The 26,098-nt window shown below is 62.3% G+C and carries 34 protein-coding genes; 20 read left to right on the top strand and 14 right to left on the bottom strand.

Annotated elements, in window-relative coordinates:
- Positions 1–95: 95 nt before the first annotated feature.
- On the bottom strand, positions 96–1,310 hold the full coding sequence (locus PHE40_RS02535; protein WP_299957563.1) for an NADP-dependent isocitrate dehydrogenase: 1,215 nt from the start codon (positions 1,308–1,310) through the stop codon (positions 96–98).
- Positions 1,311–1,447: 137 nt separating this feature from the next.
- Between PHE40_RS02535 and PHE40_RS02540 the strand changes: the two genes are divergently transcribed.
- The 3 genes from PHE40_RS02540 to PHE40_RS02550 are packed head-to-tail and all read left to right on the top strand — an operon-like array spanning position 1,448 to position 4,065.
- On the top strand, positions 1,448–2,203 hold the full coding sequence (locus PHE40_RS02540) for an orotate phosphoribosyltransferase (RefSeq protein WP_299957566.1): 756 nt from the start codon (positions 1,448–1,450) through the stop codon (positions 2,201–2,203).
- Positions 2,203–3,618, top strand: coding sequence for an FAD-binding oxidoreductase (locus PHE40_RS02545; protein WP_299957568.1), 1,416 nt, complete (start codon positions 2,203–2,205; stop codon positions 3,616–3,618). The genes PHE40_RS02540 and PHE40_RS02545 overlap by 1 nt, the downstream gene beginning before the upstream one ends.
- Entirely contained in the window at positions 3,619–4,065 is a 447-nt protein-coding gene (locus PHE40_RS02550) for a thioesterase family protein (protein WP_299957572.1), read from the top strand.
- Here the strand turns inward: PHE40_RS02550 and PHE40_RS02555 are convergent.
- Both PHE40_RS02555 and PHE40_RS02560 read right to left on the bottom strand, forming a co-directional pair.
- A complete protein-coding gene (locus PHE40_RS02555) occupies positions 4,043–5,650 on the bottom strand; it encodes a PhoX family phosphatase (RefSeq protein ID WP_299957575.1) in 1,608 nt (535 codons plus the stop codon). The two genes, PHE40_RS02550 and PHE40_RS02555, sit on opposite strands and share 23 nt — an antisense overlap.
- Before the next feature lie 3 nt (positions 5,651–5,653).
- A complete protein-coding gene (locus PHE40_RS02560) occupies positions 5,654–6,190 on the bottom strand; it encodes an outer membrane protein assembly factor BamE (protein ID WP_299957578.1) in 537 nt (178 codons plus the stop codon).
- A 96-nt stretch (positions 6,191–6,286) separates the two neighbouring features.
- Here PHE40_RS02560 and PHE40_RS02565 point away from each other — a divergent pair, with 96 nt between their 5' ends.
- From PHE40_RS02565 to PHE40_RS02590, 6 genes are all read left to right on the top strand, one after another.
- Complete coding sequence (locus PHE40_RS02565; protein WP_299957581.1) at positions 6,287–6,808, top strand: DUF177 domain-containing protein; 522 nt, start codon at positions 6,287–6,289, stop codon at positions 6,806–6,808.
- 124 nt (positions 6,809–6,932) lie between these two features.
- Positions 6,933–7,136: a 50S ribosomal protein L32 gene (gene rpmF, locus PHE40_RS02570; protein WP_291425237.1), complete on the top strand. Its 204-nt coding sequence runs from the start codon at positions 6,933–6,935 to the stop codon at positions 7,134–7,136.
- 51 nt (positions 7,137–7,187) lie between these two features.
- A complete protein-coding gene (plsX, locus tag PHE40_RS02575) occupies positions 7,188–8,240 on the top strand; it encodes a phosphate acyltransferase PlsX (RefSeq protein ID WP_299957589.1) in 1,053 nt (350 codons plus the stop codon).
- A complete protein-coding gene (locus PHE40_RS02580) occupies positions 8,233–9,213 on the top strand; it encodes a beta-ketoacyl-ACP synthase III (protein WP_299957592.1) in 981 nt (326 codons plus the stop codon). Before plsX ends, PHE40_RS02580 begins: the two co-directional genes overlap by 8 nt.
- Positions 9,214–9,267: 54 nt before the next feature.
- Positions 9,268–9,576: an integration host factor subunit alpha gene (locus tag PHE40_RS02585; protein ID WP_299957594.1), complete on the top strand. Its 309-nt coding sequence runs from the start codon at positions 9,268–9,270 to the stop codon at positions 9,574–9,576.
- An 11-nt stretch (positions 9,577–9,587) separates the two neighbouring features.
- Entirely contained in the window at positions 9,588–10,343 is a 756-nt protein-coding gene (locus PHE40_RS02590) for a MerR family transcriptional regulator (RefSeq protein WP_299957704.1), read from the top strand.
- A 213-nt stretch (positions 10,344–10,556) separates the two neighbouring features.
- Here PHE40_RS02590 and PHE40_RS02595 read toward each other — a convergent pair whose 3' ends face one another.
- Genes PHE40_RS02595 through PHE40_RS02640 form a run of 10 tightly spaced genes read right to left on the bottom strand, consistent with a single transcriptional unit; the run spans position 10,557 to position 16,640 of the window.
- The gene (locus PHE40_RS02595; RefSeq protein ID WP_299957597.1) at positions 10,557–11,153 is read right to left on the bottom strand and encodes a chalcone isomerase family protein; all 597 of its coding nucleotides are present in this window, start codon (positions 11,151–11,153) and stop codon (positions 10,557–10,559) included.
- Between the two features lies 1 nt (position 11,154).
- Positions 11,155–11,454, bottom strand: a complete 300-nt coding sequence (locus PHE40_RS02600) for a hypothetical protein (RefSeq protein WP_299957600.1) — start codon at positions 11,452–11,454, stop codon at positions 11,155–11,157.
- A 17-nt stretch (positions 11,455–11,471) separates the two neighbouring features.
- A complete protein-coding gene (locus tag PHE40_RS02605; protein ID WP_299957603.1) occupies positions 11,472–11,627 on the bottom strand; it encodes a DUF1674 domain-containing protein in 156 nt (51 codons plus the stop codon).
- A 24-nt stretch (positions 11,628–11,651) separates the two neighbouring features.
- Positions 11,652–12,278, bottom strand: a complete 627-nt coding sequence (gene ccmI / locus PHE40_RS02610; protein ID WP_299957606.1) for a c-type cytochrome biogenesis protein CcmI — start codon at positions 12,276–12,278, stop codon at positions 11,652–11,654.
- Complete coding sequence (locus PHE40_RS02615) at positions 12,275–12,718, bottom strand: cytochrome c-type biogenesis protein (protein ID WP_299957608.1); 444 nt, start codon at positions 12,716–12,718, stop codon at positions 12,275–12,277. The genes ccmI and PHE40_RS02615 overlap by 4 nt, the downstream gene beginning before the upstream one ends.
- Positions 12,715–13,272 carry a DsbE family thiol:disulfide interchange protein gene (locus tag PHE40_RS02620; RefSeq protein WP_299957611.1) on the bottom strand — a complete coding sequence of 186 codons (558 nt, stop codon included), beginning with the start codon at positions 13,270–13,272 and terminating at the stop codon, positions 12,715–12,717. The genes PHE40_RS02615 and PHE40_RS02620 overlap by 4 nt, the downstream gene beginning before the upstream one ends.
- Positions 13,272–15,236 carry a heme lyase CcmF/NrfE family subunit gene (locus PHE40_RS02625; protein WP_299957614.1) on the bottom strand — a complete coding sequence of 655 codons (1,965 nt, stop codon included), beginning with the start codon at positions 15,234–15,236 and terminating at the stop codon, positions 13,272–13,274. The genes PHE40_RS02620 and PHE40_RS02625 overlap by 1 nt, the downstream gene beginning before the upstream one ends.
- Positions 15,233–15,739, bottom strand: coding sequence for a cytochrome c maturation protein CcmE (gene ccmE / locus PHE40_RS02630; RefSeq protein ID WP_299957617.1), 507 nt, complete (start codon positions 15,737–15,739; stop codon positions 15,233–15,235). The genes PHE40_RS02625 and ccmE overlap by 4 nt, the downstream gene beginning before the upstream one ends.
- Complete coding sequence (gene ccmD, locus PHE40_RS02635; protein ID WP_291423865.1) at positions 15,739–15,867, bottom strand: heme exporter protein CcmD; 129 nt, start codon at positions 15,865–15,867, stop codon at positions 15,739–15,741. The genes ccmE and ccmD overlap by 1 nt, the downstream gene beginning before the upstream one ends.
- On the bottom strand, positions 15,864–16,640 hold the full coding sequence (locus tag PHE40_RS02640) for a heme ABC transporter permease (protein ID WP_299957623.1): 777 nt from the start codon (positions 16,638–16,640) through the stop codon (positions 15,864–15,866). Before PHE40_RS02640 ends, ccmD begins: the two co-directional genes overlap by 4 nt.
- 64 nt (positions 16,641–16,704) lie before the next feature.
- On the opposite strand from PHE40_RS02640, the gene PHE40_RS02645 reads away from it, so the two are divergent.
- From PHE40_RS02645 to PHE40_RS02660, 4 genes are all read left to right on the top strand, one after another.
- On the top strand, positions 16,705–17,118 hold the full coding sequence (locus tag PHE40_RS02645) for an EVE domain-containing protein (protein ID WP_299957626.1): 414 nt from the start codon (positions 16,705–16,707) through the stop codon (positions 17,116–17,118).
- Positions 17,115–17,654, top strand: coding sequence for a peptide-methionine (S)-S-oxide reductase MsrA (gene msrA, locus PHE40_RS02650; protein ID WP_299957629.1), 540 nt, complete (start codon positions 17,115–17,117; stop codon positions 17,652–17,654). The genes PHE40_RS02645 and msrA overlap by 4 nt, the downstream gene beginning before the upstream one ends.
- A 261-nt stretch (positions 17,655–17,915) precedes the next feature.
- Complete coding sequence (locus PHE40_RS02655; RefSeq protein WP_299957632.1) at positions 17,916–18,554, top strand: LysE/ArgO family amino acid transporter; 639 nt, start codon at positions 17,916–17,918, stop codon at positions 18,552–18,554.
- 52 nt (positions 18,555–18,606) lie between these two features.
- The gene (locus PHE40_RS02660) at positions 18,607–19,275 is read left to right on the top strand and encodes a class II aldolase/adducin family protein (RefSeq protein ID WP_299957635.1); all 669 of its coding nucleotides are present in this window, start codon (positions 18,607–18,609) and stop codon (positions 19,273–19,275) included.
- On the opposite strand, the gene PHE40_RS02665 is transcribed toward PHE40_RS02660, so the two are convergent.
- Positions 19,272–20,789 (bottom strand): methyl-accepting chemotaxis protein, encoded by a 1,518-nt coding sequence (locus PHE40_RS02665; RefSeq protein ID WP_299957638.1) that lies wholly within the window; start codon positions 20,787–20,789, stop codon positions 19,272–19,274. The two genes, PHE40_RS02660 and PHE40_RS02665, sit on opposite strands and share 4 nt — an antisense overlap.
- 139 nt (positions 20,790–20,928) lie before the next feature.
- Here PHE40_RS02665 and PHE40_RS02670 point away from each other — a divergent pair, with 139 nt between their 5' ends.
- The 7 genes from PHE40_RS02670 (at position 20,929) to PHE40_RS02700 (ending at position 26,096) form a co-directional block, all read left to right on the top strand.
- The gene (locus tag PHE40_RS02670) at positions 20,929–21,690 is read left to right on the top strand and encodes a molybdopterin-synthase adenylyltransferase MoeB (RefSeq protein ID WP_299957640.1); all 762 of its coding nucleotides are present in this window, start codon (positions 20,929–20,931) and stop codon (positions 21,688–21,690) included.
- Positions 21,672–22,196: an SH3 domain-containing protein gene (locus PHE40_RS02675; protein WP_299957641.1), complete on the top strand. Its 525-nt coding sequence runs from the start codon at positions 21,672–21,674 to the stop codon at positions 22,194–22,196. The genes PHE40_RS02670 and PHE40_RS02675 overlap by 19 nt, the downstream gene beginning before the upstream one ends.
- Positions 22,197–22,301: 105 nt before the next feature.
- Positions 22,302–22,751, top strand: coding sequence for a GcrA family cell cycle regulator (locus tag PHE40_RS02680; protein ID WP_299957644.1), 450 nt, complete (start codon positions 22,302–22,304; stop codon positions 22,749–22,751).
- Positions 22,752–22,991: 240 nt separating this feature from the next.
- Positions 22,992–23,228, top strand: coding sequence for a cold shock domain-containing protein (locus PHE40_RS02685; protein ID WP_299957706.1), 237 nt, complete (start codon positions 22,992–22,994; stop codon positions 23,226–23,228).
- A 104-nt stretch (positions 23,229–23,332) separates the two neighbouring features.
- On the top strand, positions 23,333–24,748 hold the full coding sequence (locus PHE40_RS02690) for a M17 family metallopeptidase (RefSeq protein ID WP_299957646.1): 1,416 nt from the start codon (positions 23,333–23,335) through the stop codon (positions 24,746–24,748).
- 315 nt (positions 24,749–25,063) lie between these two features.
- Complete coding sequence (locus PHE40_RS02695; RefSeq protein WP_299957649.1) at positions 25,064–25,441, top strand: MarR family transcriptional regulator; 378 nt, start codon at positions 25,064–25,066, stop codon at positions 25,439–25,441.
- Positions 25,442–25,499: 58 nt separating this feature from the next.
- Positions 25,500–26,096 (top strand): outer membrane lipoprotein carrier protein LolA, encoded by a 597-nt coding sequence (locus tag PHE40_RS02700; protein WP_299957652.1) that lies wholly within the window; start codon positions 25,500–25,502, stop codon positions 26,094–26,096.
- The last annotated feature ends 2 nt before the right edge of the window (positions 26,097–26,098 follow it).

Consider the following 26,098-nt stretch of genomic DNA (forward strand, 5'->3'; position numbering starts at 1 on the left):
CGCGCATACCAGTCAGCCTTAAGGCTGAATGGTATTAAAGCGATCAGGCGCTAAACTCCCTGGCCACCGGCAAAAACCGGCGGCCAGGGCAGGGGTTATTTCATCGCGAGCTTCAGATTGCTGTCGAGCTTGTTGAGGAAGTCCTGGGTGTTCATCCAGGGCGCATCCTTGGAGATCAGCGTTGCCAGATCCTTGGTCATGAACCCGGCTTCCACCGTCTGCACGCAAACCTTCTCCAGCGTCTCGGCAAAGGCCACCACATCGGGCGTGCCATCAAACTGGCCGCGATAGATCAACCCGCGTGTCCAGGCGAAAATGCTGGCGATCGGGTTGGTCGAGGTCTGTTTGCCCTTCTGGTGGTCGCGGTAATGGCGCGTCACCGTGCCGTGCGCGGCCTCTGCCTCAACGGTCTGGCCATCGGGGCTGAGCAGCACCGAGGTCATCAACCCGAGCGAGCCAAAGCCCTGCGCCACGATGTCGGACTGCACATCGCCATCGTAGTTCTTGCACGCCCACAGATACCCGCCGCTCCACTTCAGCGCGCAGGCCACCATGTCGTCGATCAGCCGGTGCTCATAGGTCAGCCCGGCGGCATCGTATTTCGCCTTGAACTCATTGTTGAAGATCGCCTCGAAGGCATCCTTGAAGGTGCCGTCATAGGCTTTCAAAATCGTGTTCTTGGTTGAGAGATAAACCGGGTATTTGCGCATCAGCCCGTAGTTGAAGCTGGCGCGCGCGAACCCCTCGATCGAGGCCAGGGTATTGTGCATGCCCATGGTCACACCCGCACCTTTGAAGTCATGCACTTCCAGGCTCACGGGCGCGCCGCCATCGGCGGGGGTGTAGGTCAGCTCCACCTTGCCCGCGCCGGGGACTTTCATCTCAACCGCGCGGTAAACATCACCATAGGCGTGACGGCCGATCACGATCGGCTCCGACCAGTGCGGCACCAGGCGCGGCACATTCTTGCAGATGATCGGCTCGCGGAAGATGGTTCCGTCCAGCACGTTGCGGATGGTGCCGTTCGGGCTGCGCCACATCTTCTTCAGGCTAAATTCAACAACCCGCGCCTCGTCGGGCGTAATGGTCGCGCATTTAACGCCCACGCCGTATTTTTTGGTGGCATGGGCGGCATCCAGCGTTACCTGGTCGTCGGTCTGGTCGCGAGATTCAATGCCGAGGTCGTAATATTTAAGGTCGATGTCGAGATACGGGAGGATCAGCTTCTCCTTGATGAACCCCCAAATGATCCGGGTCATCTCATCGCCATCCATCTCCACGACCGGGGTTTTTACCTTGATTTTCGCCATGCGCAACGCTCCTTATATTACGGCGACTTCCATATCATTCCAGGCTGGGGAGACAAGCCTGCCCAGCGGTCAGCCCCCGCATGGACGGGTTGCGCAACTCGGGATAGGAAAACCCCAGGATTCTGAGGAGTTGAACCATGAGTGGGCGGATTGCGGCAAAAATTGACTGGGCGAGCGACTGGGACAGGGACGCGGCGCTGACCACGGCCAAGCTGCTGCTTGAGATCAAGGCGGTGAACTTCCGCCCGGAGGAGCCGTATACGCTCACCTCCGGCTGGAAATCCCCGGTTTATATCGACTGCCGCAAAATCATCTTCTTCCCCCGCGCGCGCGCTAAAATCTGCGACCTCGCGGTCGAGAAAATCAGCCGCCACATCGGCTATGAGGCCATCCAGGCCGTGGCCGGCGGCGAGACGGCAGGCATCCCCTTCGCCGCCTGGATCGCCGAGCGCATGAGCGCCCCCATGGCCTATATTCGCAAGCAACCCAAGGGTTTTGGCCGTAATTCCCTCATCGAGGGCGATGTGCCCGAGGGCATGAATACCCTGCTGGTGGAGGATTTAACCACCGACGGCGGCTCCAAAATCCAATTCGCCAAGGCCCTGCGCGATGCGGGCGCCATCTGCAACCACACCTTCGTGGTGTTTTTCTACGGCGTCTTCCCCGGCAGCTTCGAGACCCTGGCGAGCATGGATATTTCGCTGCATCACCTATGCACCTGGTGGGACGTTCTGGAGGCCGCCAAGAGCCAGCCCTATTTCTCCGACTCGGCGCTCACCGGCGTGCGTAAGTTTTTGGAGAACCCCATGGCGTGGTCGGCGGCGCATGGCGGCGTCGGCACTGCTGAGGAGGCGCTCGCGCATAAAATGGGCAAAACCGCGAAACCAGCCTGATGGCGCTGTTCGCCGCCCTGCGGGAGATTGCCGGGGAGGGTGCCGTCCTCACCGCCCCGGCTGACCGCGCCGCGTATGAGACCGACTGGCGCCAGCTCTCGCGCCACACGGCGCTCTGCGCGGTGATGCCGCAATCCACCGCCGAGGTCGCGGCAATCGTGAAGCTGTGCGCCGGGGCGGGGGTCAAAATCGTCCCCCAAGGCGGCAACACCGGCCTCGTCGCGGGCGGCGTGCCGGCCCCTGGCGGCAATCAGATCATCCTCAACCTGCGCCGGTTGCACCAAATCCGCGCGCTGGACCCGGTGGGTGACACCATCACCGCCGAGGCGGGGGCAACCCTGCACGCGGTGCGCGAGGCGGCGGCGCGCGCGAACAAGCTCTTTCCCATCAGCTTCGGCGCGGAGGGTTCGGCCCAGATCGGCGGGATCGTCTCCACCAATGCCGGCGGCATGCAGGTGCTCTCCTACGGCTCCACCCGCGCCCAGGTGCTGGGGCTGGAGGCCGTGCTGGCCGATGGCCGTATCTGGAATGGCCTTGGCGCCCTGCGCAAGGACAACACCGGCCTCGACCTCAAGCAGCTTTTCATCGGCGCGGAGGGCACGCTCGGCATCATCACCGCCGCCACCCTGCGGCTCTACCCCGCGCCAGGCGCCCAGGCCTGCGCCCTGGCGGGGGTGGCGGATGTCGCGGCGGCGCTGGAGCTGTTCACGCGGCTTCGCCGTCAATGCGGCCCCGCGCTCACCCTATGCGAGTTTATCGGCGGCCCGGCGATGCAACTCGGCGCCGCCCACACGCCAGGCGGGCGGCTGCCCTTTGCCGCGCCCGCTTATGTTTTGCTTGAACTCTCGGCCCTTGATGCCGCCGCCACCCCCACCGCCACGCTGGAGCGCCTGCTGGGCGAAACCCTGGAATCCGGCCTCACCCAGGACGCGGTGATCGCCCAGTCCACGCGCGAGGCACAAAACTTCATCGCCATGCGCGAGGCCGTCTCCGAAGGGGAGTTGCGCGAGGGCGGCGCGGTCAAGCATGACATCGCGGTGCCTCTGGCCGCCATCCCCGAGGCCGTGGCGGCGATCGAAGCCCTGGTGGCGGAAAAATACCCTGATTGCAGGCTAAACATTTTCGGCCATCTGGGCGATGGCAATCTGCACATCAACATCCGCCCGCCGGCGGGCCAGACCCTGGCCAGCCTCGCCACCCGCAAAGCCGCCATCACCACTGACATCGAAGCCCTGGCGGTGGCCCGTGGCGGCAGTTTCTCGGCCGAGCACGGCATCGGCCAATTCCGCCTCGCGGGCATGCGCGCGCATAAATCAGCGGTGGACCTCGACCTCATGCGCGCCCTCAAGGCCGCGCTGGACCCGCAAAACCTCCTCAATCCGGGCAAACTGCTGCCAGAGAAAGACCTGAGCTGAATGACCTCCCATCCGCTGCTGGCTGATTTTCCCTCCCAGACCTACGACAAGCTCCGCTACGGCGACATCGACCGCCAGGGCCATATCAACAACGTCGCCTTCGCCACTTTTCTTGAAACCGGCCGCGTTGCCTTGCTCGAGGCCGCAGGGCGGATGCTCGCCAAGCCAGGCTTCAGCTTTTTCCTGGCCCACATCTCTATTGATTATCTGGCGGAGATCCATCCGCCAGGAACAGTCGAGATCGGCTCAGCCGTCAAAACCATCGGCAACAGCTCGGTTACCTTAACCCAGGCCCTGTTTCAACGCGAGAAATGCGTGGCCACCTGCGAGGCTGTCGTGGTCCAGGTGGACCCGGCAACCAGCCGCCCCGCCGCGCTCAGCCCCGCCCTGCGCGCGTCGCTGAATGCGCTGATGTCATCGGGCTCTAAACCCGCACCAGCCCGATAATGGTGGTCTGCGGCGGCATGTTGGGCAGCAGTGTCGGCCAGCGTGTCGCCGGATCGTCAAAACTGGCGGCAGGCGTAGCGCCCGGATGGCGCACCGCCGCGAAAATCGTACTGCGATCAAAGCCCACCCCGCCCATCGCCGCGCCAACCGGCGCCAGATAAGCGGTTGTAAGCAAATACGGGCTGGGGCCTGCGGTCTGCATCACAAACAGCCCGTCCGCGCCCAGGCTGGTGTCACCGCCCTGGTCAGTGCCGATCCACAGCTCACCCGTGGCGGCCAGATTCAGCGTGCGCGGCTTACGTAGCCAGCCGCTGGAGCCCGCCACATAGTTCGTGCCCGCCGTGGTGGCCGGGTTACCGGCGGCCAGCACCACCTTTCCGGCAAAATTTTCCGCGCTCACATCGCCGCCCGGCGGCATCAGCACCACGATATGCCCGTTGCCGTCCCCCGCGCGCGGGTTGAGCGCATCGGGCGCCGTGCGGGCGGGGTTTCCGGCACAGGCAAGGTAGATTGTCCCTCCGTCCGCGCTGATGGCGATTCCACCCGGCGCATCAAAGGCCGAGCCTCCGGCGATCGCGGCGGCGTTCACCGCCCCAACCAGAGCCGGGATGGTGCCCGGCAGATCGAGCCAGATAATGCCGCCAGCGGTAATCTGGGCGACTGCCAGCGTGCCTGAATCCAGTGACGTGCCGCCGGTTGTGGGGGCGGCGGCGGCGATGAAGCGGAACAGATACCCGCCTGGCGCATCCTGGCTCATAAAAATAACCGCCCGGCCATCCTGTGTCGCCGTGGCGGCGATCCCCGCGCGCGCAAAACGCCCCAGCGCCGTGCGCTTCGCCGGTATCGACTCCGGATGCAGCGCGTTCAGCTCGCTCACCCAGCCGAAGCACGGCGCCTGCGCCGGGTCGTCATAGCCATAACCCACCCCCGCGAGGCGCTTCAGCCAGGGCGCGGTATGGCCCTCGGCCAGCAGCACATTGCCCCAGGGGGTGGCGCAGCCCGCTTGCGGCGCCAGCAAACCCTGCACGGTGCTGCCGATAACCGGCGCCACGGGCCCGGTGATTTCGCAGAGCGTGCCGTCCGTGATGCGGCGCGACTGATAGCCCCCATCAACCGTCACCCAGCGGCCGGACATGTATTGCAGGTTCAGGATGGTCGCGCCCTGCAACCGGCCGGCCACAGCGGGATTATCAATCCCGCCGGGAAAGACCATGCGCGCCGGCGCCGCCGGGTTGGCCACCACCATCACCAGCCGGGGAATACCATCCTGCGCCGGGGGCGGGGAGATCATCGCGGCGATCACGCCGTCATAGGGAAATTGCGCCCGGGCCTGATCCGCGTTCAGCGCGTCCGGGTTGAATGGCGGCGCATTGGGCAGCACGGCATCGCCCCAGCGGATCATGACAATGCGGTTGAACCCTTCGCCCACCGTATCGTCGAGCTTGGCGGCCTGCGATCCACTCCCCGTTGCGGCGGAGGCCGCGGGTGCGGAATCACTGGTAACGCCCAGCACGGATTGCGCCCGTGCGCTGGCAAGAGAGAGTGTGGCGAGTGAAAGGCCGTTAAGCAGATCCCGCCGTTTCATGGGCTAAAACCCGCTGCCGCTGCTGGGGCCGCCAGCCGGGGCGCCGCCCAGGCTGCTGGCGCTTGAACTGGCGCTGCTGGTATCCGCCGCGGCTCCCAGCGGGTTGTAGCTGCCAACCCCGCCGATCAGCTGGCGGATGAAACTCGGCTTGCCGCCCGGCACCGGCGTCTGCGCGCCATCCATCGCGACATACACGCGATTCTTAAGATCTTTCTCTGAAATGCCTTGCAGAATACCGCTATTGTTGAACTTCAGCACCACGACATGCTGGTGCTTCACGCCCTCGGTCTGGCCGATGCGGATTTTCGTGATCTGGCTGACATAATCCCAGTTGTTATTGTCGAACTGCTCCACGAAGGTCGGCGGACCGAGCAGCGCCTGCACGTCGGCCTGGCTGGAAATCCCCGGGGTCAGCTCGTTAAGGTCATGCTGCGTCACGGCGATGCCGCGGTAGTGCGGCGCATCGGTGAACACGGCGCAGCCCGGCAAGGTCAGTATCGCGCAGAGCAGGGTCGTCAATGACAGCGGGGCAGGGCGCACGCTTGGGGTCCTTAAAGAGCTTGGAGAGGGTATCTCAGCCGATTGGGTCTCACGGCAGGGGCTTCCGTGTCAATGCAGTCAGCCTATATCTAGGGCATGGAACAGAATTTTCACCGGCCCATCAGGGCCTCGCATATTAAAGACGCCACGCAGGAACATATACTGCTGGCCGATGAACCGACCCGCGCGGCGCTGGCATCGCGCTTCACCCTGCCGGGCATCGCCCTGCTGCGGGGGGAGTTCGCGCTCCGTCACGAGCGCGCCGGGATTATCGCCGCGCGTTTGCGCATGCAGGCCAAGGTCACGCAAACCTGCGTCGTCAGCCTGGAGCCTTTCGACACCCGCATCGACGAGGAATGCGAGCTGCGATTCGTCCCCGCGCAGAGCCTGCCTGAGTCCGAGGGCGTGGAGCTGGACCCCGAAACGCTCGAAGGCCCGGACGAAATTCCCTACACGGCTGACCTGCTGGATCTTGGCGAAGCCCTGGCCGAACAGCTCGCCCTGGCGCTGGACCCTTACCCGCGCAAGCCTGGCGCAGCCCTTCCGGCCGAATTGAGCGGCGAGCCGGAAAGCCCCTTCGCCGCGCTCAAGGCCCGCAAAGGCGGGGCTGACGTATAAATTCCCCGCCCGCCGCCAGCCCTTCCGCCTTCGCGTGGCATCTATGACTTGCGACACAGCGGCGCCTCTGCTACGCCGCGCCTCTCGTTCCTCTTTACCGTATTTTTTTAAGGTTGCAGCAGCTATGGCCGTTCCTAAACGTAAAACCTCCCCCTCGCGCGCCGGCATGCGCCGCAGCCATCAGGCATTGCGCGCGGAAGCGCACGCGGAATGCGGCAACTGCGGTGAGCTCAAGCGCCCGCACCATGTCTGCGCCCATTGCGGCCATTATGATAACCGTGAAGTCGTTGCATCCGGCAAGACCGCCAAGGGCGTCGTTCGCGTCTAGCGCCTTTCTTTCGGTAAAATCGGTAACAGGAATCTCCCCCAAGGGTATGCAATGAGCCGGAGCAATATACTGGCTGTGGATGCCATGGGGGGGGATCACGCGCCCGAGGTGATTATCGCCGGGCTCGAGATTGCCGCGGTGCGGCATCCGCTGGCCCGTTTTTTATTGTTCGGCGATGAAGCGGTGCTGGCGCCGCTGCTCGCCAAAACCAAGCGCCTCAAGTCTCAGAGCACGCTGCACCACGCCGGCGCCATCGTCACAGGCGACATGAAGCCGACGGTCGCCTTGCGGATGCGCGATTCCTCGATGCGCCGCGCGATTGACGCGGTGCACGATAACCAGGCCGCCGGGGTAATCTCCGCCGGCAACACCGGCGCGCTGCTCGCTCTCTCCAAAATTGTCCTCAAAACCCTGCAAGGGATTGACCGCCCGGCGATGGCGGCAACCGCCCCCTCGGCCAGGGGCGATGTCGTGATGCTCGATCTCGGCCTCAACGTGGTCTGCGATTCCCGCAACCTGGTCGAATTCGCCCTGATGGGCGAGATGTTCGCCAAAATCGTACTGGGCCTGCCCGCGCCCACCATCGGCCTGCTCAATGTCGGCTCCGAGGAAGGCAAGGGGAACGACATTCTCCGCGCCGCCGCCGCCACGCTGCGCGAAAGCCCGATCGGCGCGCAGTTCCACGGCTTCATCGAAGGCCACGACATCACTGCGGGCACGGTCAACGTCATTGTCACTGATGGCTTCACCGGCAACGTCGCGTTGAAAACCGGGGAGGGCGCCTTCAAGCTGGTCGGCGACCTGCTAAAGCGGGTTTTCGCCTCCGGGCCGCTCGCCAAGGCCGGTTATATACTCGCCCGGGGCGCGTTGCGGCGCCTGCGCGAGCTGTTGGATCCCCGCCGCTACAACGGCGCGGTGCTGCTCGGATTGAACGGCGTGGTGGTCAAATCCCACGGCGGAACGGATGCTGAAGGATTTGCGCATGCGGTGGATGTGGCGATGGATATGATAAACAACGATTTCAACAGCCGTATTGCCGAGGGGCTGGCCGCCATGGACCGCGCCATTCTCGCCTTCGAACAGACAGCCAACCCCGATGTCTGAGCGTTTGCGCCGCCGCGCGGTCATGGCTGGCATCGGCGCCTACCTGCCGGAAAAAATCGTCTCCAACGCCGAAATGGCGGAACGCGTGGACACCTCCGACGAATGGATCACCGAGCGTACAGGCATCCGCCAGCGCCACTTCGCCGGCCGCCATGAGACCTGCGCCTTTATGGGCGCCGCCGCCGCGCGCGGTGCCCTGGCCACCGCCGGCATTGCGCCGGAGGATGTCGGCGCCATCATCCTCGCCACCTCCACGCCGGATCAGGCTTTTCCCTCTACCGCCGTGCATGTCCAGGGGATGCTGGGCGCGAAAAACGCCTTCGGGTTTGATATTGCGGCTGCCTGCTCGGGCTTCATCTATGGTCTCGGCATTGCCGAGGCGATGATCCGCTCCGGCCAGGCGGATCACATTTTGGTGATCGGTTCCGAGGTTTATTCCCGCATCCTCAACTTCGCTGACCGCGGCACCTGCGTTCTATTTGGCGATGGTGCGGGCGCCGTGCTGCTCAGCGCCCGCGACGTGGCGGAGGAGGGCCCCGGCATCCTCTCCACCCATCTGCACTCCGACGGCACCCTGACCGATATTCTCTATGTTGATGGCGCGGTCGGCCAGCCTGACAAACCAGGCCATCTGGTCATGAACGGGCGCGAGGTTTTCCGCCATGCGGTTACCCTTCTGGCTTGCGCTGTCAACGAAGCTTTGGCCGCTAACAATTTGACAGCAAAGGATATCGACTGGCTGGTGCCGCATCAGGCCAACCGCCGGATTATTGATGGCGTTGGCCGCAAGATCGGCCTGCCGCAGGAGCGGGTGGTGGTCACGGTGGACCAGCACGCCAACACCTCCGCGGCCAGCATTCCTCTGGCGCTGGCGCAGGCGATCAACGACGGGCGGATCAAGCCCGGGCAGCTGGTTTTGCTGGAAGCCCTCGGCGGCGGCTTAACGTGGGGTTCAGCGCTGCTCCGTATGTGACGGAAAAACAAAACGAATTGTTGACCGCGCGCGCGCGCGTGCTAATCTTGTAAAATGAACACATTGACGCGCGCACAACTAACCGAGGCGGTCTATGCCGCCGTTGGCTTGTCTCGCAACGAATCAGCCGATTTACTCGAAGCGACTCTCGCGCGCATGGTGGACGCGCTCACGGAGGGAAAATCCGTTAAAATTAGCGGGTTTGGCACATTTTCTGTCCGCCAGAAAGGCCGCCGCGTGGGCCGTAACCCGAAAACCGGCGTCGAGGTTCCTATTTTACCCCGCCGTGTTCTGGTTTTCCGCCCCAGCCAGATGCTGCGGGACGCGGTAAATGCCCCGCCTCGCCCTTCGGTTGGGCTGTAACGGAATAATTGATGGTTCGCATGGTGGATGAAGAATACCCCGACGAGGAAGACGTATTGCCGGAGGCCCACGCCGAGTCCGGACGGGTTCGGCCACGCAAAACCGCGGATGCTTTTCGTACCATCAGCGAGGTAGCCGACGAGCTTCATGTGCCGCAACATGTGCTGCGCTTCTGGGAGACTAAATTTCCCCAGGTGCGTCCGCTCAAGCGCGGCGGCGGGCGGCGGTACTACCGTCCCGAGGATGTGTTGCTGCTCCGCCGTGTAGCGGACCTGCTTTACACCCAGGGCTACACGATCAAGGGTGTGCAGCGCTTGCTGCGTGAAGGCGGCGGCGCTCTGCATGAGAACATCCCCCCCGCCTCGCAGGAGGAACGCCAGGCGGCCGAGGTTGAGCTTGGCGCGGCCCCAGTGCCGGTCGCGGTAAACGCGCCCACCGCACCGCAGATCACCCCGCACTTGCCGTTGCCAGGCTTCGCCGCCAAGGCTGAGCCCGATGTGGCGGATGAACCGGCCAAGGCGTTGCCCGGAGCCGCAATGGCCATCCCCGCCGATGAGGACATCTTCAGCCATGAATTTGCCGCCGAGGAACCGGCCACCGGCAACCCCGTTGGCGCTGAACCCGTTGGCGCTGAACCCGCTGGTCCCGAACAAGCGAGCATGGAACGCGCAAACTGGATACGCGCGAACAGGGAAAACGAACGCCTGCGCACCTTGCTGGCTGAGACGCTGGCAGCACTTGAAGAACTCCGGGGCATGCTGAGCTAGTGGATAGATTTTAACACTTGGTACCCCGCCCGACCTTCAAAAAAGCGGCCGAGCAGTTCCTCAAGGAATATGGTGTCATCACCGAAGGTGAGGGTTCCGAAAAATGGGCCGAGAGCCTGCACGAGGCTTGTCTCTACCTGTGCCACGAGCGGCGCAATGCGCGGTCCTTGGCGGTTAATGCCACTGTGATACCATTCAGCCGGATTTTATCCACTAGCCTGTCGCTGGCCCATCTCCAAGCAGTTGCCGCTTCAATTGCGGCACTGTGGTGTTTTGCCCGATAAATACCTCCAGCATCAGCCGCGCGAATCCCGGATCGTCGATCTTTCCCACCGAAACCCCGTCATAAAACGCTTCAGCGCCCCAGGGCTGAAATTCGATGCTCACATCCTCTCCGGCTTTTACCGGGCGCAACGCCGCCAAAAATTGCGCCAGCCGCGCTTGCGAGAGCACACACGGCGCAACGCAGTTCTTCGTTAATCCCCTGCGCCAGGCGCCGCGCATCGCGCTCACACCAACACCATGCACAAAATGCATCTGCACCAGCTTGATCCCGGGTGAGGCCAAAATCGCTTCAGCATCATGGCTCGGCTGCTGCAAATATAAGCCTGCGACATAAATATGGATGCCCAGCACCGAATAGGTGCGTAGCCCGATGCCGTTCAGTTGTAGCTGCGTTGTCCCCACGGTTTGCGTGTCCGGCAGAGTCACGCCCGCAAGCTGCGACGCCAGGGCCGGCCGCAAGCCGAAATCCAGCATCGCCAGCACCATGAAAACAATCCCCGGCTTGCCGGACAAGCCCCGGATCATCCTAGAAAGCCTTCCAGAAATCATAGGCGCAACTTACACTTACCGGAATATTCGGATGTGCGTTGGCCTCCGCGGCACTCGTCGCCTCGCCGGTTGCAACCGAGCGCGCCAATCCGTTGAGCATACCATAAATTGGCCCCGTGGTTGATCCCGTCACATTGCGCGCGGCATTGCTGGCATTGTATTTTTCCAGCGCCTGGCACTCATTTCCCGTATTTTCCGCGATCAGCGGCACCACAAAAAACAACACGATCCCCGCCACCACGAGTGGAAGCCCAACAACACCTGCAACTGACTTCACGGCAATCACTCCTGTATTCAAAAATCAGTGCAGCGTCCATTTTTTTCCCAGTCGCCATAGCGTGTCGGCTCGGGGCCCTTCTGTCCACCAATCTCCGGCGGCAGCTTTATCGTCTGCGGCTTTGCTGGCGCTGGCTGTAAGTTTTCTGTCTCAGACTTTTTATCTATATCCATGTCCCCACCATAAACTTAAATCGTTTACTGTGAAGCTGCCTGCGCGGCCTCGCCAATCCGCTGCACATCCAGCGGCCGCCACGAAGCATTCTGCGGCGCATTCGCCAGCGACTGCTTGAAATATCCCAGTGCCTCGGGCGTAATTTCCCCCGCCTGTTCCGCCAGCGCCTCACCCAAATACGCCTCGCCCTGGCTGGCATCCGCCGAATTGGGATCTTCCGCCGCCAGCCGCGCCCGCAACTCCGTCACGAACACCGCCAGTTTCGCCTGCGCCGCCTGTTCCTTCGCCAGCCACTGCGTATGCGGCTCGGAGGGAACACCAGGCGTGCTCCCCGGCAGATACAGCGCGAACGCCGCCACCGGCACGGCCACCACGGTCGCGATCAGCAGCAGCTTCGCATTGCCGTTCCACACCGGCTCCACGCTGCCATCCGCGGTGAGCAGGCGGCGTTCCACCTCCAGCTTCGCCGCCGCGTATTCCGCCTCGCCAATCCGTCCATCGGCCAGATCGCGCGCCAATTCCACAAGCTGCGCCTTATGCAGCGCGAGCGCCACCTCGCGCCTTCCTTGCGTGCGGCGCGGTGAGACGAACATCACGGCCAGCGGCAGCATCAGCACCAGGGCCAGCCCCAGCATCATCAAAAATATCATTTCAGTAGTTCATCCAACCGTCTGGTATCGGCGTCGGTGAGCGGGGCAGGGGCCTCCGCTTTTGTGCGCCTCATGAGCCAATATCCAAAAAATCCAAGTATGATACCGATAAACGGCGAGGCATACAGCGCCCAGGTCAGCCGCATGAACGGCGGCATCAGCAGCACGAAAATTCCATAACGCTGGACCATGTAATTCATGATGCTCTTGCTGGAATCTCCGGCCACCACCTGCTGGCGGATGATTGTGCGCAGTTGCTTTGCCAAATCGGCTGAGGAACCCTCAATGCTTTCATTCTGGCACACCAGGCAGCGCAATTGGCTGCCGATATCCTCAGCCCGCGCCTCCTGCGCCGGGGTCAGCGTCACGCCATCGCGCGTCAACGTCTGGGCATAGGCCAGCGCTGGCACCAGAACGAGCACAAAAAGTAATTTTCTCATGCGTATTTCTGCAACAATGGCTGCAACGTGCCGCTCACCACATCATCGGTCAGCGCCCCGGCGTAACGCCACCGCACAATCCCCTGCTTATCGATGAAATACGTCTCCGGTACACCATAAACCCCCCAGTTGATGGCCGTCAGCCCCGAGGCATCCGCCGCCAGCCGTGTATAAGGGTTGCCGTTCGTGCTGATGAAATTCGCCAGATCCTGTGGATGATCCTGATAGGCGATCCCCCAAATCTCAAGTCCGGTCTTGGCAAGTTTCATCAGCATCGGCGCCTCCTGCAAGCAGGGCATGCACCAGGAGGCAAACCAGTTAACCAGCATCGGCTTGGGCGGCGCCAATAAATCGGTATTGCTGAAACCCTGCATCCCATCGGCGCCAGGTAAGTTGAAGGCAGGCGGCCGCTTGCCAATCAGCGGCGAGGGCAGGGCGTGCGGGTCGTAATCATTTTGCTGCATCCGCCTCAGGATAATATAAAACCCCTCACCACCGGCCACGGCCAGCGCGAGCGGAATTCCAAACAACAATCGTCTACGCAAAGGCGACATCAGGCCACAGCCCCCGCTAGCTTTTTGCGCGCCGGCGCGCCCACCCGCAAGCGCCGGTCAGAGAGTGAAATCCCTCCCCCCAAGGCCATCACCAACCCGCCCAGCCATATCTCAGGCGCCAGCGGATGCCGGTTCAACCGCAGCTCCGCCCCGCCCGAGCCCGGCGGTTCAGCCGCAAACACCGCATATATATCCTGGAACCCGTTGGTCCGTATCGCGGCCGTGTTGGTAATCACCTTCTGCGCGCTGAAAAACCGCCGCGCCGGATGCAGCGTCATGAACACCTTGCCATTTTCACTCAACGAAATATCAGCCACCCGCTGCGAAAAATTCGGCCCAGGCGCATCATGAATGTCATCCAGCGTCCAGGTGTAGCCGCCAAGCTGGGTAGATTGTCCAGGCTTCAGCACAATCACCTTCTGCGTCGCCAGCGTCATCCCCGCGATTCCAAGCACCATCATGCCAAAGCCGATATGCCCGAGCGTCGCCCCCACAACCGCGCGCGGCAGCACCCACAGCCGCGCCAAGGAGCTTCCGGCTGAAACCCGGAACAACCTGATCCGCCCGGCAATATCTGTAATCGCCGCCATCACCACCCAGGCGCCGCCCGCCAGCCCCAGCGCCGCGATCACATGCCGGTTCGCCGCCATCACCAGAAACACCAGCAACCCCACCGCCGCCGCCAGCCACAATTGTCGCAACACCGGCAACAATGCCGCCCGCTTCCAGGCCATCATCGGCCCCACGCCCATCGCCAGAATAATCGGCCCCGCCAGCGGCAGCACCGTCTCATTGAAAAACGGCGCGCCGATGGAAAGCTGAACGCCAAACAGCAAATTCACGAACGGCGGATACAACGTGCCGACAAACACCACCATCGCGATCGAGCAGATGAAGATATTGTTCAGCACCAGCGCGCTCTCGCGCGAGAGCGGCGCATAAATCCCCGTCGCCGCCAAAATCGGCGCCCTGATCGCAAACAGCAACAGCGAGCCGCCAATGGTAATCGCCAGCAGTGCCAGAATAAACAATCCCTGGTTCGGCGCCGCCGCGAATGAATGCACCGAGTTCAGAATGCCGGATCGCACCAGAAACGTGCCTGACAAACTCAGCGAGAACGTGGCAATCGCCAGCAACACCGCCCACGCCTTCAGCGCCTCGCGCTTCTCCACCACAATCGCGCAATGCAACAGCGCGGTGCCGGTCAGCCATGGCAGCAACGCCGCGTTCTCCACCGGGTCCCAGAACCAATACCCGCCCCAGCCCAGCGTATAATAACTCCACCAGCTCCCCAGCGCGATCCCGGCGGTCAGAAAACACCAAGAGATCAGCGCCCACGGGCGCACCCAGCGGCCCCAGGCGGCATCGATGCGCCCCTCGATCAGCGCCGCGATGGCAAACGCGAACGCCACCGAGAACCCGACATAGCCGGTATATAAAACCGGCGGATGGAACGCCAAGCCCGGGTCTTGCAAAATCGGGTTAACCCCGGCGCCATCCAGCGGCGGCGGCCACAACCGCGTGAAGGGGTCAGACACTGTCAGCGTGAACAACAAAAACCCGCCGGAAACCAGGCCCAGCACGCCCAGCACGCGCGCCCTCAGCGAGGCCGGTAGCCCGTTGCCGAATGCCGCCACGGTCGCCCCGCAGAGCGAGAGGATGAAGCACCATAGCAGCATGGAGCCATCATGGTTCCCCCAGGTGCCGGTAATCCGGTACAGCAGCGGCACCTGGGCGGATGAAAAATTCGCAACATTTTCCACAGTGAAATCCGAGACCACCCCGGCATAGATCAACGCGAGAAACGCCGCCCCGATCGCCAGAAACTGGCTCAGCGCCAACGCGGGCACCCCGCGCATCGCGCGCGGATCACGCAACCCCGGCGCAAAAATCCCAATTACCCCCTGGGCGAAAGCCAGGGCCACCGCCAGCGCCAGCGCGAAATGTCCAAGTTCCGGTATCACGATCCGCTCCCCTTCACTTTCATGGTGTTCCACGTATCGGCGGCCGGGGCCGGACCGAAGGCCGGATTCCATTTGCCGGCATTCTTCAGCGACTCTTCAACATCCTTGGGCATATAGGTGGACCCATGCTTGGCCAGCACCTCATCGGCGGCAAACTGCCCGCTGGCATTCATCGCGCCGATCGCCACAATCCCCTGTCCCTCGCGGAACAAATCCGGCAGCAGCCCAGTATACACCACCGGCACGGAGGCTTGCCCGTCGGTCACCCGGAAACTTGTCGTCGGCGTGCCGGCGTTAATCACGGTCTTCACAGTCCCTACCTGCACAATGCCGCCGAGCCTGAAGTTCATTCCCGGTGCCGGGTGTTTTGCCAACACCGCGCGCGGCGAGAGGAAAAACGTCAGCGTCGATGAGAATGCCGCCAGCGATAGCCCAACCGCCGCGCTCAAACAAAGCCCGATCGCCAACACCAGATACAGCCGCCGCTTCTTCGCGCCGCGCATCAGCGTGTCTCCACCGCGCGCAGGCGCCGCACGGCGCGGCGGTAGCGCGCAAAGGTCAGCCAGCCCACGCCGAGCAAAAACGCCACGGTCACACCATAACTGCCGTTGATAAATACCGCGAATTTCATGATTCGCGCTCCGCGGCTGCCACCAGGAGCGTTCGTGTCCGCCGTTCCATGATCGCGGCGCACATCCGCGCACACACCAGCGTCAAAAAGCTCAAATAAAATCCAAGCGTCGAGATCAGCAACGGATACAGCATGGTGATATAAATTTTAGAACCGCCGGTAAACGAGATCGTATTGCCCTGGTGCAGCGTATTCCACCACTGCACGGAGAACACGATGATCGGCAGGTTGATCGCCCCGACCATCGCCAGAATCGCCGCCGCCCTGTGCCCATGCGCCGGGTTATCAAACGCCCGTATCAGCGCGATATGCCCCAGATACAAAAAGAACAGCACCAGCACCGAGGTCAGCCGCGCATCCCAGACCCAGTAAGCCCCCCACATCGGCTTACCCCACAGCGCGCCGGAGACCAGGCAGACAAACGTAAACCCAGCCCCCACTGGGCCGACCTCCTCCGCCGCCAAATTCGCCAGCGGATGCCGCCATACAATGGAGAAGAACGAAACCCCCGCCAGCATCGCATAGCCGGACATCGCAACCCACGCCGCCGGCACATGCACATACATGATCCGCGCCGCATCCCCCTGCTGCCAGTCCGCCGGGGCAAAAGCGTAGCCCCACACAATGCCAGCCACCGTTAGCGCGATGGAAATGGCCGCCGCCCAGGGTAGGGCTGGGCGCGCAAACCTTAAAAACCGCCCGGGATTGGCGAAGTAATGCAACCAGGCCCCGGTCTTGCTCATGCGCGCGGCCATCATCACGTTTTCATTCATGCGCGACTAATAGGCCAGTGAAGCCAGGATTTGAAGCATCAGGAAATCCGATTACAGTAATGTCATGACAAACTATTGGCTGGTAAAATCCGAACCCGATTCCTTCTCCTGGGATCAACAGGTGCAAAACCGCGTGGAACCCTGGACCGGCGTGCGCAACCACAGCGCCAAGCTCAACCTCATGGCCATGCGCAAGGGCGATCTTGCCTTTTTCTACCATTCCAACATCGGCAAGGAGATCGTAGGAATCGTGCAGGTTGCCGCCGAGGCCTACCCGGACCCCACAGCCACAAGCGGCGCCTGGGTCTGTGTTGATATGCAGGCCCTCAAAGCACTTCCCCGCCCCATCTCCCTTGCAACCATCAAATCAGACCCCAGATTCAAAGACCTTGCCCTGGTCCGTCTCTCCCGGCTTTCCGTCGCCCCGGTGAGCGCGCAACACTGGGCGGAGTTGTGCGAATTAGGGGGGGTGAAATGACTGAAACCGCAATCCTGGGTGGCGGCTGCTTCTGGTGCACCGAGGCCGCCTTCTCCGAGCTTCAAGGCGTCACCGCCGTGCAATCGGGCTACGCTGGTGGCCAGGTTGCAAACCCCAGCTACAAACAGGTGTGTACCGGCGTCACCGGCCATGCCGAGGTCGTCCAGGTCATTTTTGACCCCGCAATCCTCCCTTTTGAGGATCTGCTGCGTGTCTTTTTCACCATTCACGACCCCACAACCCTCAACCGCCAGGGGGCGGACATCGGCAGCCAGTACCGCTCGGTCATCTTCTACCAAAGCCCCGCCCAACACGCCGCGGCTGAAAAAATCATCGCTGAATTTGAAACCGCCGGCGCCTGGGGGCGCAAAATCGTCACCGAACTTTCCCCCGCGCCGGTTTTCTACCGCGCCGAGCCGGAACATGACCAATATTTCGCCCGCAATCCTTATTCCGGGTACTGCAACGCCGTCATCACGCCCAAAATCAGCAAACTCCGCAAAGTTTTCGCAGCCCGCCTACGCAAACCCGCCTGATGTATCAACCATCCACGCCCAGGCTCTGGCGTGCGGCCGTGCAAACGGCCCTGGTCAAATGGCGCAACGCCGCCGCGTGCAGGCGCGCAACGGTCCAATAAAGCTTCTTCACATCCAGCCGTAAATATGGCGGCAGCTCAATCAGGCGGCCCGCGGCGATATGCGGCCGCGCCAGCTCCAGCGGGTGCAGCCCCTAATGCTTAGCCAACCTTAGAAAAACATGCTTTTCTAATGTCAAACCGGCGGCCATAGCTCTCAGCCATGGAAACCTTCATCCCCCCCTTCGCCACTGGCTTTGCCACCTCCGCCGCGCTGATCATCGCCATCGGCGCGCAAAATCTCTTTGTTCTGCGTCAGGGGCTGCGCCATGAGCATGTCGGCGCCATCGTTCTCTTCTGTAGCGGCGCTGACGCACTGCTGATCGTGGCAGGGGTGAGCGGCGTTGGCGTGTTCCTCTCCGCCGCCCCGCAATTAACCCTGTTGCTCTCGCTTGGCGGCGCGGCGTTCCTGGTCTGGCATGGCATCATGGCCTACCGCCGCATCGGCGGCCCTCATTCGGTGGTCCTGGGGCAGGCCGCCAGGCTAACCCTTGGCCAGGCGCTGGCGGCAACCGCGGGGTTTACCTTCCTCAACCCGCATGTGTATCTTGATACCGTTTTGCTCCTGGGCATGGTCGGCTCGGCTCAACCGCCGCACCTGCGCCCGTTTTTCGCGACGGGCACAGCCACGGCCAGTTTTCTTTGGTTTTCCGCGCTTGGCTTTGGCGCGCGTCTGCTCAAGCCTGTGTTCACCCGCCCGGCCGCCTGGCGCGTGCTCGATGCCCTGGCGGGCACCGTCATGCTGGCGCTGGCGGCTTCTTTGCTCTTGCATGCTTTGCACCAGTTGGGCTGGCTTGGTTAATTCGTTGTTTTTTTCATACCAAAACGGCGCCAGATTGACCCCGCCGCCTCCCATGTTACGAAAACGTATGATGCAAGACCGCACCGCCCTCATCGCCGCCGCCCGTGCCATGTCCGCGCGCGGCTTGGCCCAAGGCACTTCCGGCAACCTCTCCTGCCGCACGGAGCAAGGCATTCTCATCACCCCTTCGGCCATCCCCTATGATCAGCTCACGCCGGAAATGCTCCCGCTGATCAAGCTGGACGGTGACTACGGCGCTTATGACGGCGATTACCGCCCCTCCTCGGAATGGCGGTTTCATCTGGATATTTATCTCGCCCGGCCGCAGACCGGCGCCGTGGTGCATCATCACGCGCCAAACTGCACCGCCCTCTCCATGGCCCGGCGAGATATCCCAGCCTGCCATTACATGATCGCCCGTTTCGGCGGCGCGCCGGTGTATTGCGCGCCCTATGCCCTGTTTGGCACGGCGGAGCTTTCAGCCCATGTGTTGCGCGCCTTGGAGGAACGTAGCGCCTGCCTGCTGGCAAACCACGGCGCCATCGCCACCGGCAGAACCATCGAGGCCGCGATGAGTGCCGCCGCCGAGTTGGAGACCCTGGCGCAACAATATCTGCTCTCGCTTGCCGCCGGCGGGCCGGTGCTGCTTACCGATGCGCAAGTGACCGCCGCGCTCACGCAATTTTCGGAAGTCTACGGACCCAACATTAAAAAAAACTAATCCACCGCCGCCAGCCGCCGCCGCGCCGCCGCCGGGTTGCGGCCGCCCAGTGGGTTTGCCCGTCCACGGTTGATCTTGAATGAGGAAATCGAACGGTTGAGCTCGTTGATTTCGCTTTTCAGCGAATGCACCGCCGCCGAGGCCTCCTCAACCATGGCGGCATTCTGTTGCACCACCATGTTCACCTGGTTCACCGCCTCGCTCACCTGGTTCAGCCCGCCGGACTGTTGCTGCGCCGCATTGGCGATACCCGAGACCAGCCCCTCGATCTGCCCCATATTGGTGCCGATGGTCTCCAGCGACTGTCCGGTCTTGCGCACCAGCTCCACTCCCTGAACAACCTGGGACGAGGAGGTTGAGATGAGCGATTTGATCGCCTTCGCCGCCTCCGCTGAGCGCTGGGCCAGCGCCCGGACTTCGGATGCCACAACCGCGAAGCCGCGCCCCGCATCGCCGGCGCGCGCCGCCTCCACCCCGGCGTTCAGCGCGAGAAGATTGGTCTGGAAGGCGATATCGTCGATCAACCCGATAATCTGGCTGATTTCCTGGGAGGATGCCTCGATCTTGTTCATCGCATCACCTGCCTCGCTCACCACGTTGCGCGAATTGGCCGCGCCCGAATTGGCGCCCCTCACCGCGGCATTCGCCTGTGCCGCGCCGGCGGCCGTGCGTTTCACCCCTTCGGTCAACTCGGTGAGCGCGGTGGTCGTCTCCAGCAGGTTGGCGGCCTGCTGCTCGGTCCGCCGCGCCAGATCGTCGGTGGCTTGGGAAATTTCGTCGATACCGTTGTTGATCATCCCGGTCGCAGCCTGAATCCCGGAGAGGGTGCCGGCCAGACGCACCAGCGCGTTGTTAAAATCCTCGCGCAGCCGAGCGTATTCATCAGGCAGCGTATCGCCGATGCGGTGCGTGAGATCCCCCGCGGCGAGCGCGCTCATCGCCTCGCTCACCGTCTTCATCACTTTTGCGCTGGTGCTTGCGGCAAGGTTCTCGGCGGCCTGGCGCGCGGCCTCCGCGGCTTGCAGATATACCGAAATCGCCAGGTCCATATCCAGGAAAGCCGCCTTCAGCAGCACACCGATTTCCTCGCTCAGCTCCCCGGCGTTGTTCTGGCGCCGCCAGAACACGGGTTTGGGCCAGCGCGCGGCGACCACGGCGGCCGTGAGGGATTCAAGCATCAGCGCATAACCGCCGATGTACCAGCGCGGCTCCAGCCCGATGCGGGCGTGAACCTCCCCCACTTTGGTGACCTCATCGAGATATTCCTGGCCGAAATCGCCTTCCAGGATGGTGCTCCAATGCAGCGACTGCCGGGCCTGTGCATGTTCCATCATCGCGGGCGTAGCGAAAAAACGGCTGGTTCGCGGCTCCGTGCCAATTTTGGCGTAGAGCGCGTTGAGCGCCGCGGGCAGCGCCTGCCAGATGATGGATTTCATCCCCCGCAACCGTGCTAGTGCCTTTGCGCTCAAATTAATGAAATTGAGACGATCGGCCAGCGGGTTCACGTCCGGCATTACATGGATCCTTTGGGCGGCTAGGAAAAATTGCTTCACTGTACTGGGGGGAGCTTAAGCGACGATTAAAACCAGGACGGAAAACTGCGGCCCCGGGCGGGGCATTTGGCCGCCGCTGGCGGTTATTCTATAATGGCGCATGGATTTAGATTTTTCCGAGGACGAAATTCAACGCTATGCGCGGCATATTTTGTTGCGCGAGGTTGGCGGAGCGGGCCAGGCGCGGCTGAAGGCCGCTCGTGTGCTCATCGTGGGCGCTGGCGGGCTCGGCTCGCCCCTGGCCTTGTATCTGGCCGCCGCCGGGGTGGGCTGCATCGGGCTGGTGGATGGCGATGTGCTGGAGCTCTCCAATCTGCAGCGCCAGGTTGCCCACGGCATGGAAAATCTGGGCCGGGCGAAGGTCGAGTCGGCCGCGGAGTCGATGCGCCGGATCAATCCTCTGGTGCAGGTGAATATGCATAACCACCGGCTGGATGCGGCCAACGTGGCGGGGCTGTTGGAAGGCTACGATATAATCTGTGACGGCACGGATAATTTCGCCACCCGCTTTCTTCTGGCCGATGCCTGCGTGGCGGCGCGGCGCACGCTGGTGAGCGCGGCGGTGCTGCGTTTCGAGGGGCAGCTTTCCACCTTTAAGCCGCATGCTGACCCGCAGGGGCCTTGTTACCGATGCCTCTACCCCGAACCGCCGCCGGAAGGGCTGGTGCCGAGCTGCTCGCAGGCCGGCGTGCTGGGCGCGGTGACCGGGGTGATGGGCAGTTTACAAGCGAGCGAGGTGCTAAAGGAGATCATGGGCATCGGCGCTTCCATGTCTGGCTGGCTGCTGATCTGGGATGCGCTGGCGGCGGAGTTCAGGAAAGTCAGGTTGCGGAAGGACAAGGCATGCCCCGTATGTGGTTGAGGGGGGCTGCCCTCGCGCTGCTGTTGCTTGGTGGCTGGACCGCGGTGCCCGTTGGCAGCGGGCCTGGGCCGGCAGTGGGGCAGGTAACGAAGCTGCCGGTGCCGCGCTTTGTCTCGCTGCGCACCAATGAGGTGAATTTCCGGGCCGGGCCGGGGTTTCAGTACCCTGTGAACTGGGTTTACGAGCGCGATGGGCTGCCGGTGGAGATCATTGGCGAATTTGACGTATGGCGCCATGTGGTGGCGCCAGACGGTGGTACCGGCTGGGTGCATATGGCGACGATCCGCGCCCGGCGGACGTTTTTCATTACCGCCCAGCAGGCGGTGCTGCGGCACAGCCCCGCCCCGGATGCGGCGCCCGTGGCGTATCTGCAGGGCGGTGTCACCGGTACTTTGATTTCATGTGACCGGAGCTCGGATTTTTGCAAGGCGTCGGCCGGGCGCTATACGGGCTATCTGGCGCGCGAGGATTTCTGGGGTGCGTTTCCGGGCGAGACGTTTAAGTAATAATAGTTTTCCACAGAAAAGGACTCGGGGAGACCCCGCTAGATATTGCGATTGGGGCCCGCTCTCTCTACTGTATTTTGTAGTTTGAGTGAGAGGGACCACAATATGGAGTGGACGGAAGAGGCAATTGCAAAATTGCGGAGTTTGTGGGCTGAAGGGCTTTCGACTGCGGAAATTGGCCGCAGGCTGAATATTTCAAAAAATGCCGTGGTCGGGAAGGCGCATCGCCTTAATCTGCCGCCGCGTCCCTCGCCGATTCGCCGCAACGAGGGTGAAACCGCTGCCGTGCGTCCGGTGGTGCCCAAGCGGGTGCAAGGGGCAACGCTGCCGCCGCTTTCAGCTTCGATGTCGGCGCCGATGCCAACGCTGCGCGCGCTGTTGCCGGCTGTGAAATTCAGCCAGCGCGCCACGCCGTGCTGCTGGCCGATCGGCGAGCCGGGAAAGCCGAGTTTTCATTTTTGCAATGCGTCCGCGGTGACAGGGAAACCCTATTGCGAGGAGCATGCCGCGATCGCCTATGTGCGGGTGCGTGACCGCCGCGAGGATGTCGCCTGATTTAGAGGCGGATCTTATCTGGCTCTAATGCCTCGGCCGTGCGCCAGGGTTTGCGGAAAATCGCGCAACCGCGGGTGCGTATTTTTTGCGGGGCTTCAAATCTTTCTGCTGCGGCGCAGCACATGTTCCAATTGATAAATTCGGATTAATGCGCGTAGACTCACGCGCCCGGCGGGCATGACCGGTGCCATGGTGTATGTCCAGCGAAACCGGTGCAAGGAAGGTGTCGATATGGAAATGATGCATGACGAGGGTGCACGGCCTGAAACGGCCATTACAGGGGTTGTGAAATGGTTCAACCCTGGCAAGGGGTATGGGTTCATCGCGCCCGATACTGGTGGAAACGATATTTTTGTTCATATCAGCGCGGTGCAGCATGCGGGGTTGCGCAAGTTGAATGAAGGTGAGCGCGTGCGCTTTGCCGTGCAGCAGCGCGAGGGGCGGGTAGCCGCCGTGGGTATCGAAAAGCTGCATTAGAGGCGCGCTTCTTAAATCCGCCACAAAATCAGCACGCTCGTGGTTTGGGCGCAGTTCCTGCTGGCCGCAGCTGATATAACAGCCCGGTAAACATGGAGTCGGGCATGATGCGGGAACTGGCGGGATTGGCGATGAATGACGTTGCGGCGCTGCCGCTTTATGGCGTGCGGCCTGAGCGTGTGGCCGCGGTGCTGGATGGATTGCCGCCCGGGCAGGCGGCGCTGGCGCGGTTGCAAGATTTCGCAGGCCAGGCGGGGGCGGTTGTGTTGCTCACCGGTGGCGATGGTGCGTTGCAGGGTGCGGTGCTGGGGCTGGGAAGCGCGCCGGCGGTGCATGGTTTTGGCGCGGCGGCGGGTGCATTGCCAAGCGGAACGGTGTGGCGGATCGTCGATGGCGATTTCTCAGGCGAGGATGCCGCGCTGGGGTTTTTGCTCGGCGCCTACCGGTTTGAACATTTAAAAACCAGGGCACCAAAGCCGCGGGCGCAGCTGGCCGCCGCGCAAGTGCCTGCACGCGCAATGGTGATTGCAAGCGCGGTCTGCGCGGTGCGCGATCTGATCAATACACCCGCGAACCTGCTGGGGCCGGCCGAGCTGGCCCAGGCCGCGATGGATATGGGCGTGCGTTTTGGCGCGCATACCACGCATGTTTACGGCGCGGCGGTGGCTGAACGCTACCCCGCGCTGGCGGCGGTGGGGGCGGGGTCTGAGCGCGGGGCGGAGGCGGTGCTGCTGACATGGCATGGCTCACGCGCGGATGCGGACGCGCCGCTGCTCTCGCTCTGCGGCAAAGGCGTGTGCTTCGATACGGGTGGTTATGACCTGAAGCCGGGCGCTGCGATGCTACGTATGAAAAAAGATATGGGCGGTGCTGCAATTTTGCTGGGACTGGCGCAAGCGGTGATGGCGCTGGATTTACCGTTACGGTTGCAACTGAGGATTGGCTGCGTGGAAAACAGCATCTCCGGCCATGCCATGCGGCCATCTGACGTGCTGCAAACGGTTGCTGGTTTGAGCGTGGAGGTTGGCAATACGGATGCGGAGGGCCGGCTTGTGCTGTGCGACCTGCTCGCGGAGGCGGCTAGCGAAACACCAGATTTTCTGATAGATGCTGCAACGTTGACGGGTGCGGCGCGCGTGGCGCTGGGGCCGGATTTGCCGGCGTTGTTTTGCAACGATGAGCGGCTTGCGCAATCCATTCTGGCGGCGGGGCAATCGGTTAACGATCCGCTCTGGCGCTTGCCGTTGTTTGAGGGTTACACCGCGTGGCTGGACAGCCCGGTTGCCGATCTCAACACTGTTTCCGCGAAACCCATGGCGGGCGCGATTGTTGCGGCTCTATTCCTGAAACGTTTTATCCCTTCCGGAATCGCATGGGCGCATGTGGATGTTTACGCATGGAATGATTCCAGCCGCCCCGGCAGGCCGGAAGGCGGTGAGGCGCAGAGCCTGCGGGCATTGCTCGCGGCGGTTGAAATGCTTGGTTCGCCGGCCAACCGGTTGCAATCACGAGATGATTAAATCTTTGAAACGTTCAGTGCAGTTGAAATGTTTTTATGTTTCAAATGCTTGATTTGTGTAGCTACAATGCGTATTTCCTGAAAGCTTGTTTCGGTGTAGGATGTTTTGCCTGTTTGGTTTCGGTTTGTTTGCCGGGGGCAAGCAAGGACAAGCTGGGAATGGCTTTTGACACGTTGATCGTCTGCGAATGGCTTTTGACACGTTGATCGTCTGCCATGCCTTTATGATGGTGCTTTGATCGTCAACTGAGTTGATATAAAGCTACATATAAAAAATAAAAGCGACTTTCAAATTTTTAGTTAAGGATCTTAGTTTATGGCGGCGCAACTTTCTTCCGACCAGCTGGTCGGAATTCTTCGTGATACAATTGTCTCGCTGGTGCGGCGCGAGGGGGTTGATCTTTCCGCCCGGCAGCTAGGCGTGTTTCTGACCTGCTATCTCAACGACGGCGGGCATACCGTGCGCGGACTGGCGCAGGATCTTAATGTTTCCAAGCCAGCGATCACCCGCGCTCTGGACCGTTTGACCGAGCTTGATTTTGTTCGCCGGAAGGTCGACCCGTCTGACCGGCGCAGTGTGCTGGTGCAGCGTACGGTGAAGGGGGCAGCGTTTTTGCGTGAGACGCGCCATATCATGACCGAGGCCCTGGCCGCAAACAAGACAGAAGCCGCGAGCCGTCGCAGCGCGAGCTAGAGCGGTGGCTTTGCATGCCCGGCGCGTTCTTCTGGCGGCGTTGCTGGGGGGGCTGTTTATGCGCGGCTTGCCAGCGATGGCGCAGCCGGCACCCTTTGTGATGACCCCGGCGGACCAGGCTTTAGTCTCGCAGATGGAGACGTATTTGAACCAGCAGACTGGGCTGACCGCCAATTTTTTGCAGGTGGCGGCTGATGGTTCGACACGCACGGGCAAAGCCTGGCTGCAGCGGCCGGGCAAGATGCGCTTTGAATATGATCCACCCGACAAGCAGCTGCTCGTGGCTGGTTTTGGGCTGCTGGTGTATTACGACCCGGCATTGAATCAGACGACGAATATTCCGCTGGGGAGCACGCCGCTCGGGATTTTGCTGGCCAAGCATGTGAATTTGAACGCTGGCGGCGTGGTGGTCACGAATATTCAGATGCAGCCGGGGGAAGATGACATCACGCTGATCCGCAAGGGCAAGGCCGCCGAGGGCAGCCTGACCCTGGTGTTTGCCACCGATCCCCTGGAGCTGCGGCAATGGGTTGTGGTGGATGCGCAGGGGCGGCAGACGCGGGTAAGCCTTTATGACATCGTGCCGGGCGGGCCGTATCCGGATTCATTGTTCCGGTTCATCCCCGCCACATCTCCGATGCCCTCCGGCGGTTAAAT

The sequence above is a fragment of the Acidocella sp. genome (assembly GCF_028687955.1).
GTDB lineage: Bacteria > Pseudomonadota > Alphaproteobacteria > Acetobacterales > Acetobacteraceae > Acidocella.

What these genes read in the sequence shown, in the direction of transcription:
- PHE40_RS02680 (WP_299957644.1), top strand. Translation starts at nt 22,302, where the DNA reads ATGGAGTGGACGGAAGAGGCAATTGCAAAATTGCGGAGTTTGTGGGCT.
- PHE40_RS02700 (WP_299957652.1), top strand. Translation starts at nt 25,500, where the DNA reads ATGCGCGGCTTGCCAGCGATGGCGCAGCCGGCACCCTTTGTGATGACC.
- rpmF (WP_291425237.1), top strand. Translation starts at nt 6,933, where the DNA reads ATGGCCGTTCCTAAACGTAAAACCTCCCCCTCGCGCGCCGGCATGCGC.
- PHE40_RS02580 (WP_299957592.1), top strand. Translation starts at nt 8,233, where the DNA reads ATGTCTGAGCGTTTGCGCCGCCGCGCGGTCATGGCTGGCATCGGCGCC.
- PHE40_RS02585 (WP_299957594.1), top strand. Translation starts at nt 9,268, where the DNA reads ATGAACACATTGACGCGCGCACAACTAACCGAGGCGGTCTATGCCGCC.
- PHE40_RS02550 (WP_299957572.1), top strand. Translation starts at nt 3,619, where the DNA reads ATGACCTCCCATCCGCTGCTGGCTGATTTTCCCTCCCAGACCTACGAC.
- PHE40_RS02545 (WP_299957568.1), top strand. Translation starts at nt 2,203, where the DNA reads ATGGCGCTGTTCGCCGCCCTGCGGGAGATTGCCGGGGAGGGTGCCGTC.
- PHE40_RS02620 (WP_299957611.1), bottom strand. Translation starts at nt 13,272, where the DNA reads ATGTCGCCTTTGCGTAGACGATTGTTGTTTGGAATTCCGCTCGCGCTG.
- PHE40_RS02695 (WP_299957649.1), top strand. Translation starts at nt 25,064, where the DNA reads ATGGCGGCGCAACTTTCTTCCGACCAGCTGGTCGGAATTCTTCGTGAT.
- PHE40_RS02540 (WP_299957566.1), top strand. Translation starts at nt 1,448, where the DNA reads ATGAGTGGGCGGATTGCGGCAAAAATTGACTGGGCGAGCGACTGGGAC.
- PHE40_RS02535 (WP_299957563.1), bottom strand. Translation starts at nt 1,310, where the DNA reads ATGGCGAAAATCAAGGTAAAAACCCCGGTCGTGGAGATGGATGGCGAT.
- ccmE (WP_299957617.1), bottom strand. Translation starts at nt 15,739, where the DNA reads ATGCGCGGCGCGAAGAAGCGGCGGCTGTATCTGGTGTTGGCGATCGGG.
- ccmI (WP_299957606.1), bottom strand. Translation starts at nt 12,278, where the DNA reads ATGATATTTTTGATGATGCTGGGGCTGGCCCTGGTGCTGATGCTGCCG.
- PHE40_RS02555 (WP_299957575.1), bottom strand. Translation starts at nt 5,650, where the DNA reads ATGAAACGGCGGGATCTGCTTAACGGCCTTTCACTCGCCACACTCTCT.
- ccmD (WP_291423865.1), bottom strand. Translation starts at nt 15,867, where the DNA reads ATGAAATTCGCGGTATTTATCAACGGCAGTTATGGTGTGACCGTGGCG.
- PHE40_RS02690 (WP_299957646.1), top strand. Translation starts at nt 23,333, where the DNA reads ATGATGCGGGAACTGGCGGGATTGGCGATGAATGACGTTGCGGCGCTG.
- PHE40_RS02655 (WP_299957632.1), top strand. Translation starts at nt 17,916, where the DNA reads ATGGAAACCTTCATCCCCCCCTTCGCCACTGGCTTTGCCACCTCCGCC.
- PHE40_RS02565 (WP_299957581.1), top strand. Translation starts at nt 6,287, where the DNA reads ATGGAACAGAATTTTCACCGGCCCATCAGGGCCTCGCATATTAAAGAC.
- PHE40_RS02645 (WP_299957626.1), top strand. Translation starts at nt 16,705, where the DNA reads ATGACAAACTATTGGCTGGTAAAATCCGAACCCGATTCCTTCTCCTGG.
- PHE40_RS02640 (WP_299957623.1), bottom strand. Translation starts at nt 16,640, where the DNA reads ATGAATGAAAACGTGATGATGGCCGCGCGCATGAGCAAGACCGGGGCC.
- PHE40_RS02675 (WP_299957641.1), top strand. Translation starts at nt 21,672, where the DNA reads ATGCCCCGTATGTGGTTGAGGGGGGCTGCCCTCGCGCTGCTGTTGCTT.
- PHE40_RS02670 (WP_299957640.1), top strand. Translation starts at nt 20,929, where the DNA reads ATGGATTTAGATTTTTCCGAGGACGAAATTCAACGCTATGCGCGGCAT.
- PHE40_RS02685 (WP_299957706.1), top strand. Translation starts at nt 22,992, where the DNA reads ATGCATGACGAGGGTGCACGGCCTGAAACGGCCATTACAGGGGTTGTG.
- msrA (WP_299957629.1), top strand. Translation starts at nt 17,115, where the DNA reads ATGACTGAAACCGCAATCCTGGGTGGCGGCTGCTTCTGGTGCACCGAG.
- PHE40_RS02665 (WP_299957638.1), bottom strand. Translation starts at nt 20,789, where the DNA reads ATGCCGGACGTGAACCCGCTGGCCGATCGTCTCAATTTCATTAATTTG.
- plsX (WP_299957589.1), top strand. Translation starts at nt 7,188, where the DNA reads ATGAGCCGGAGCAATATACTGGCTGTGGATGCCATGGGGGGGGATCAC.
- PHE40_RS02595 (WP_299957597.1), bottom strand. Translation starts at nt 11,153, where the DNA reads ATGATCCGGGGCTTGTCCGGCAAGCCGGGGATTGTTTTCATGGTGCTG.
- PHE40_RS02660 (WP_299957635.1), top strand. Translation starts at nt 18,607, where the DNA reads ATGTTACGAAAACGTATGATGCAAGACCGCACCGCCCTCATCGCCGCC.
- PHE40_RS02605 (WP_299957603.1), bottom strand. Translation starts at nt 11,627, where the DNA reads ATGGATATAGATAAAAAGTCTGAGACAGAAAACTTACAGCCAGCGCCA.
- PHE40_RS02615 (WP_299957608.1), bottom strand. Translation starts at nt 12,718, where the DNA reads ATGAGAAAATTACTTTTTGTGCTCGTTCTGGTGCCAGCGCTGGCCTAT.
- PHE40_RS02590 (WP_299957704.1), top strand. Translation starts at nt 9,588, where the DNA reads ATGGTTCGCATGGTGGATGAAGAATACCCCGACGAGGAAGACGTATTG.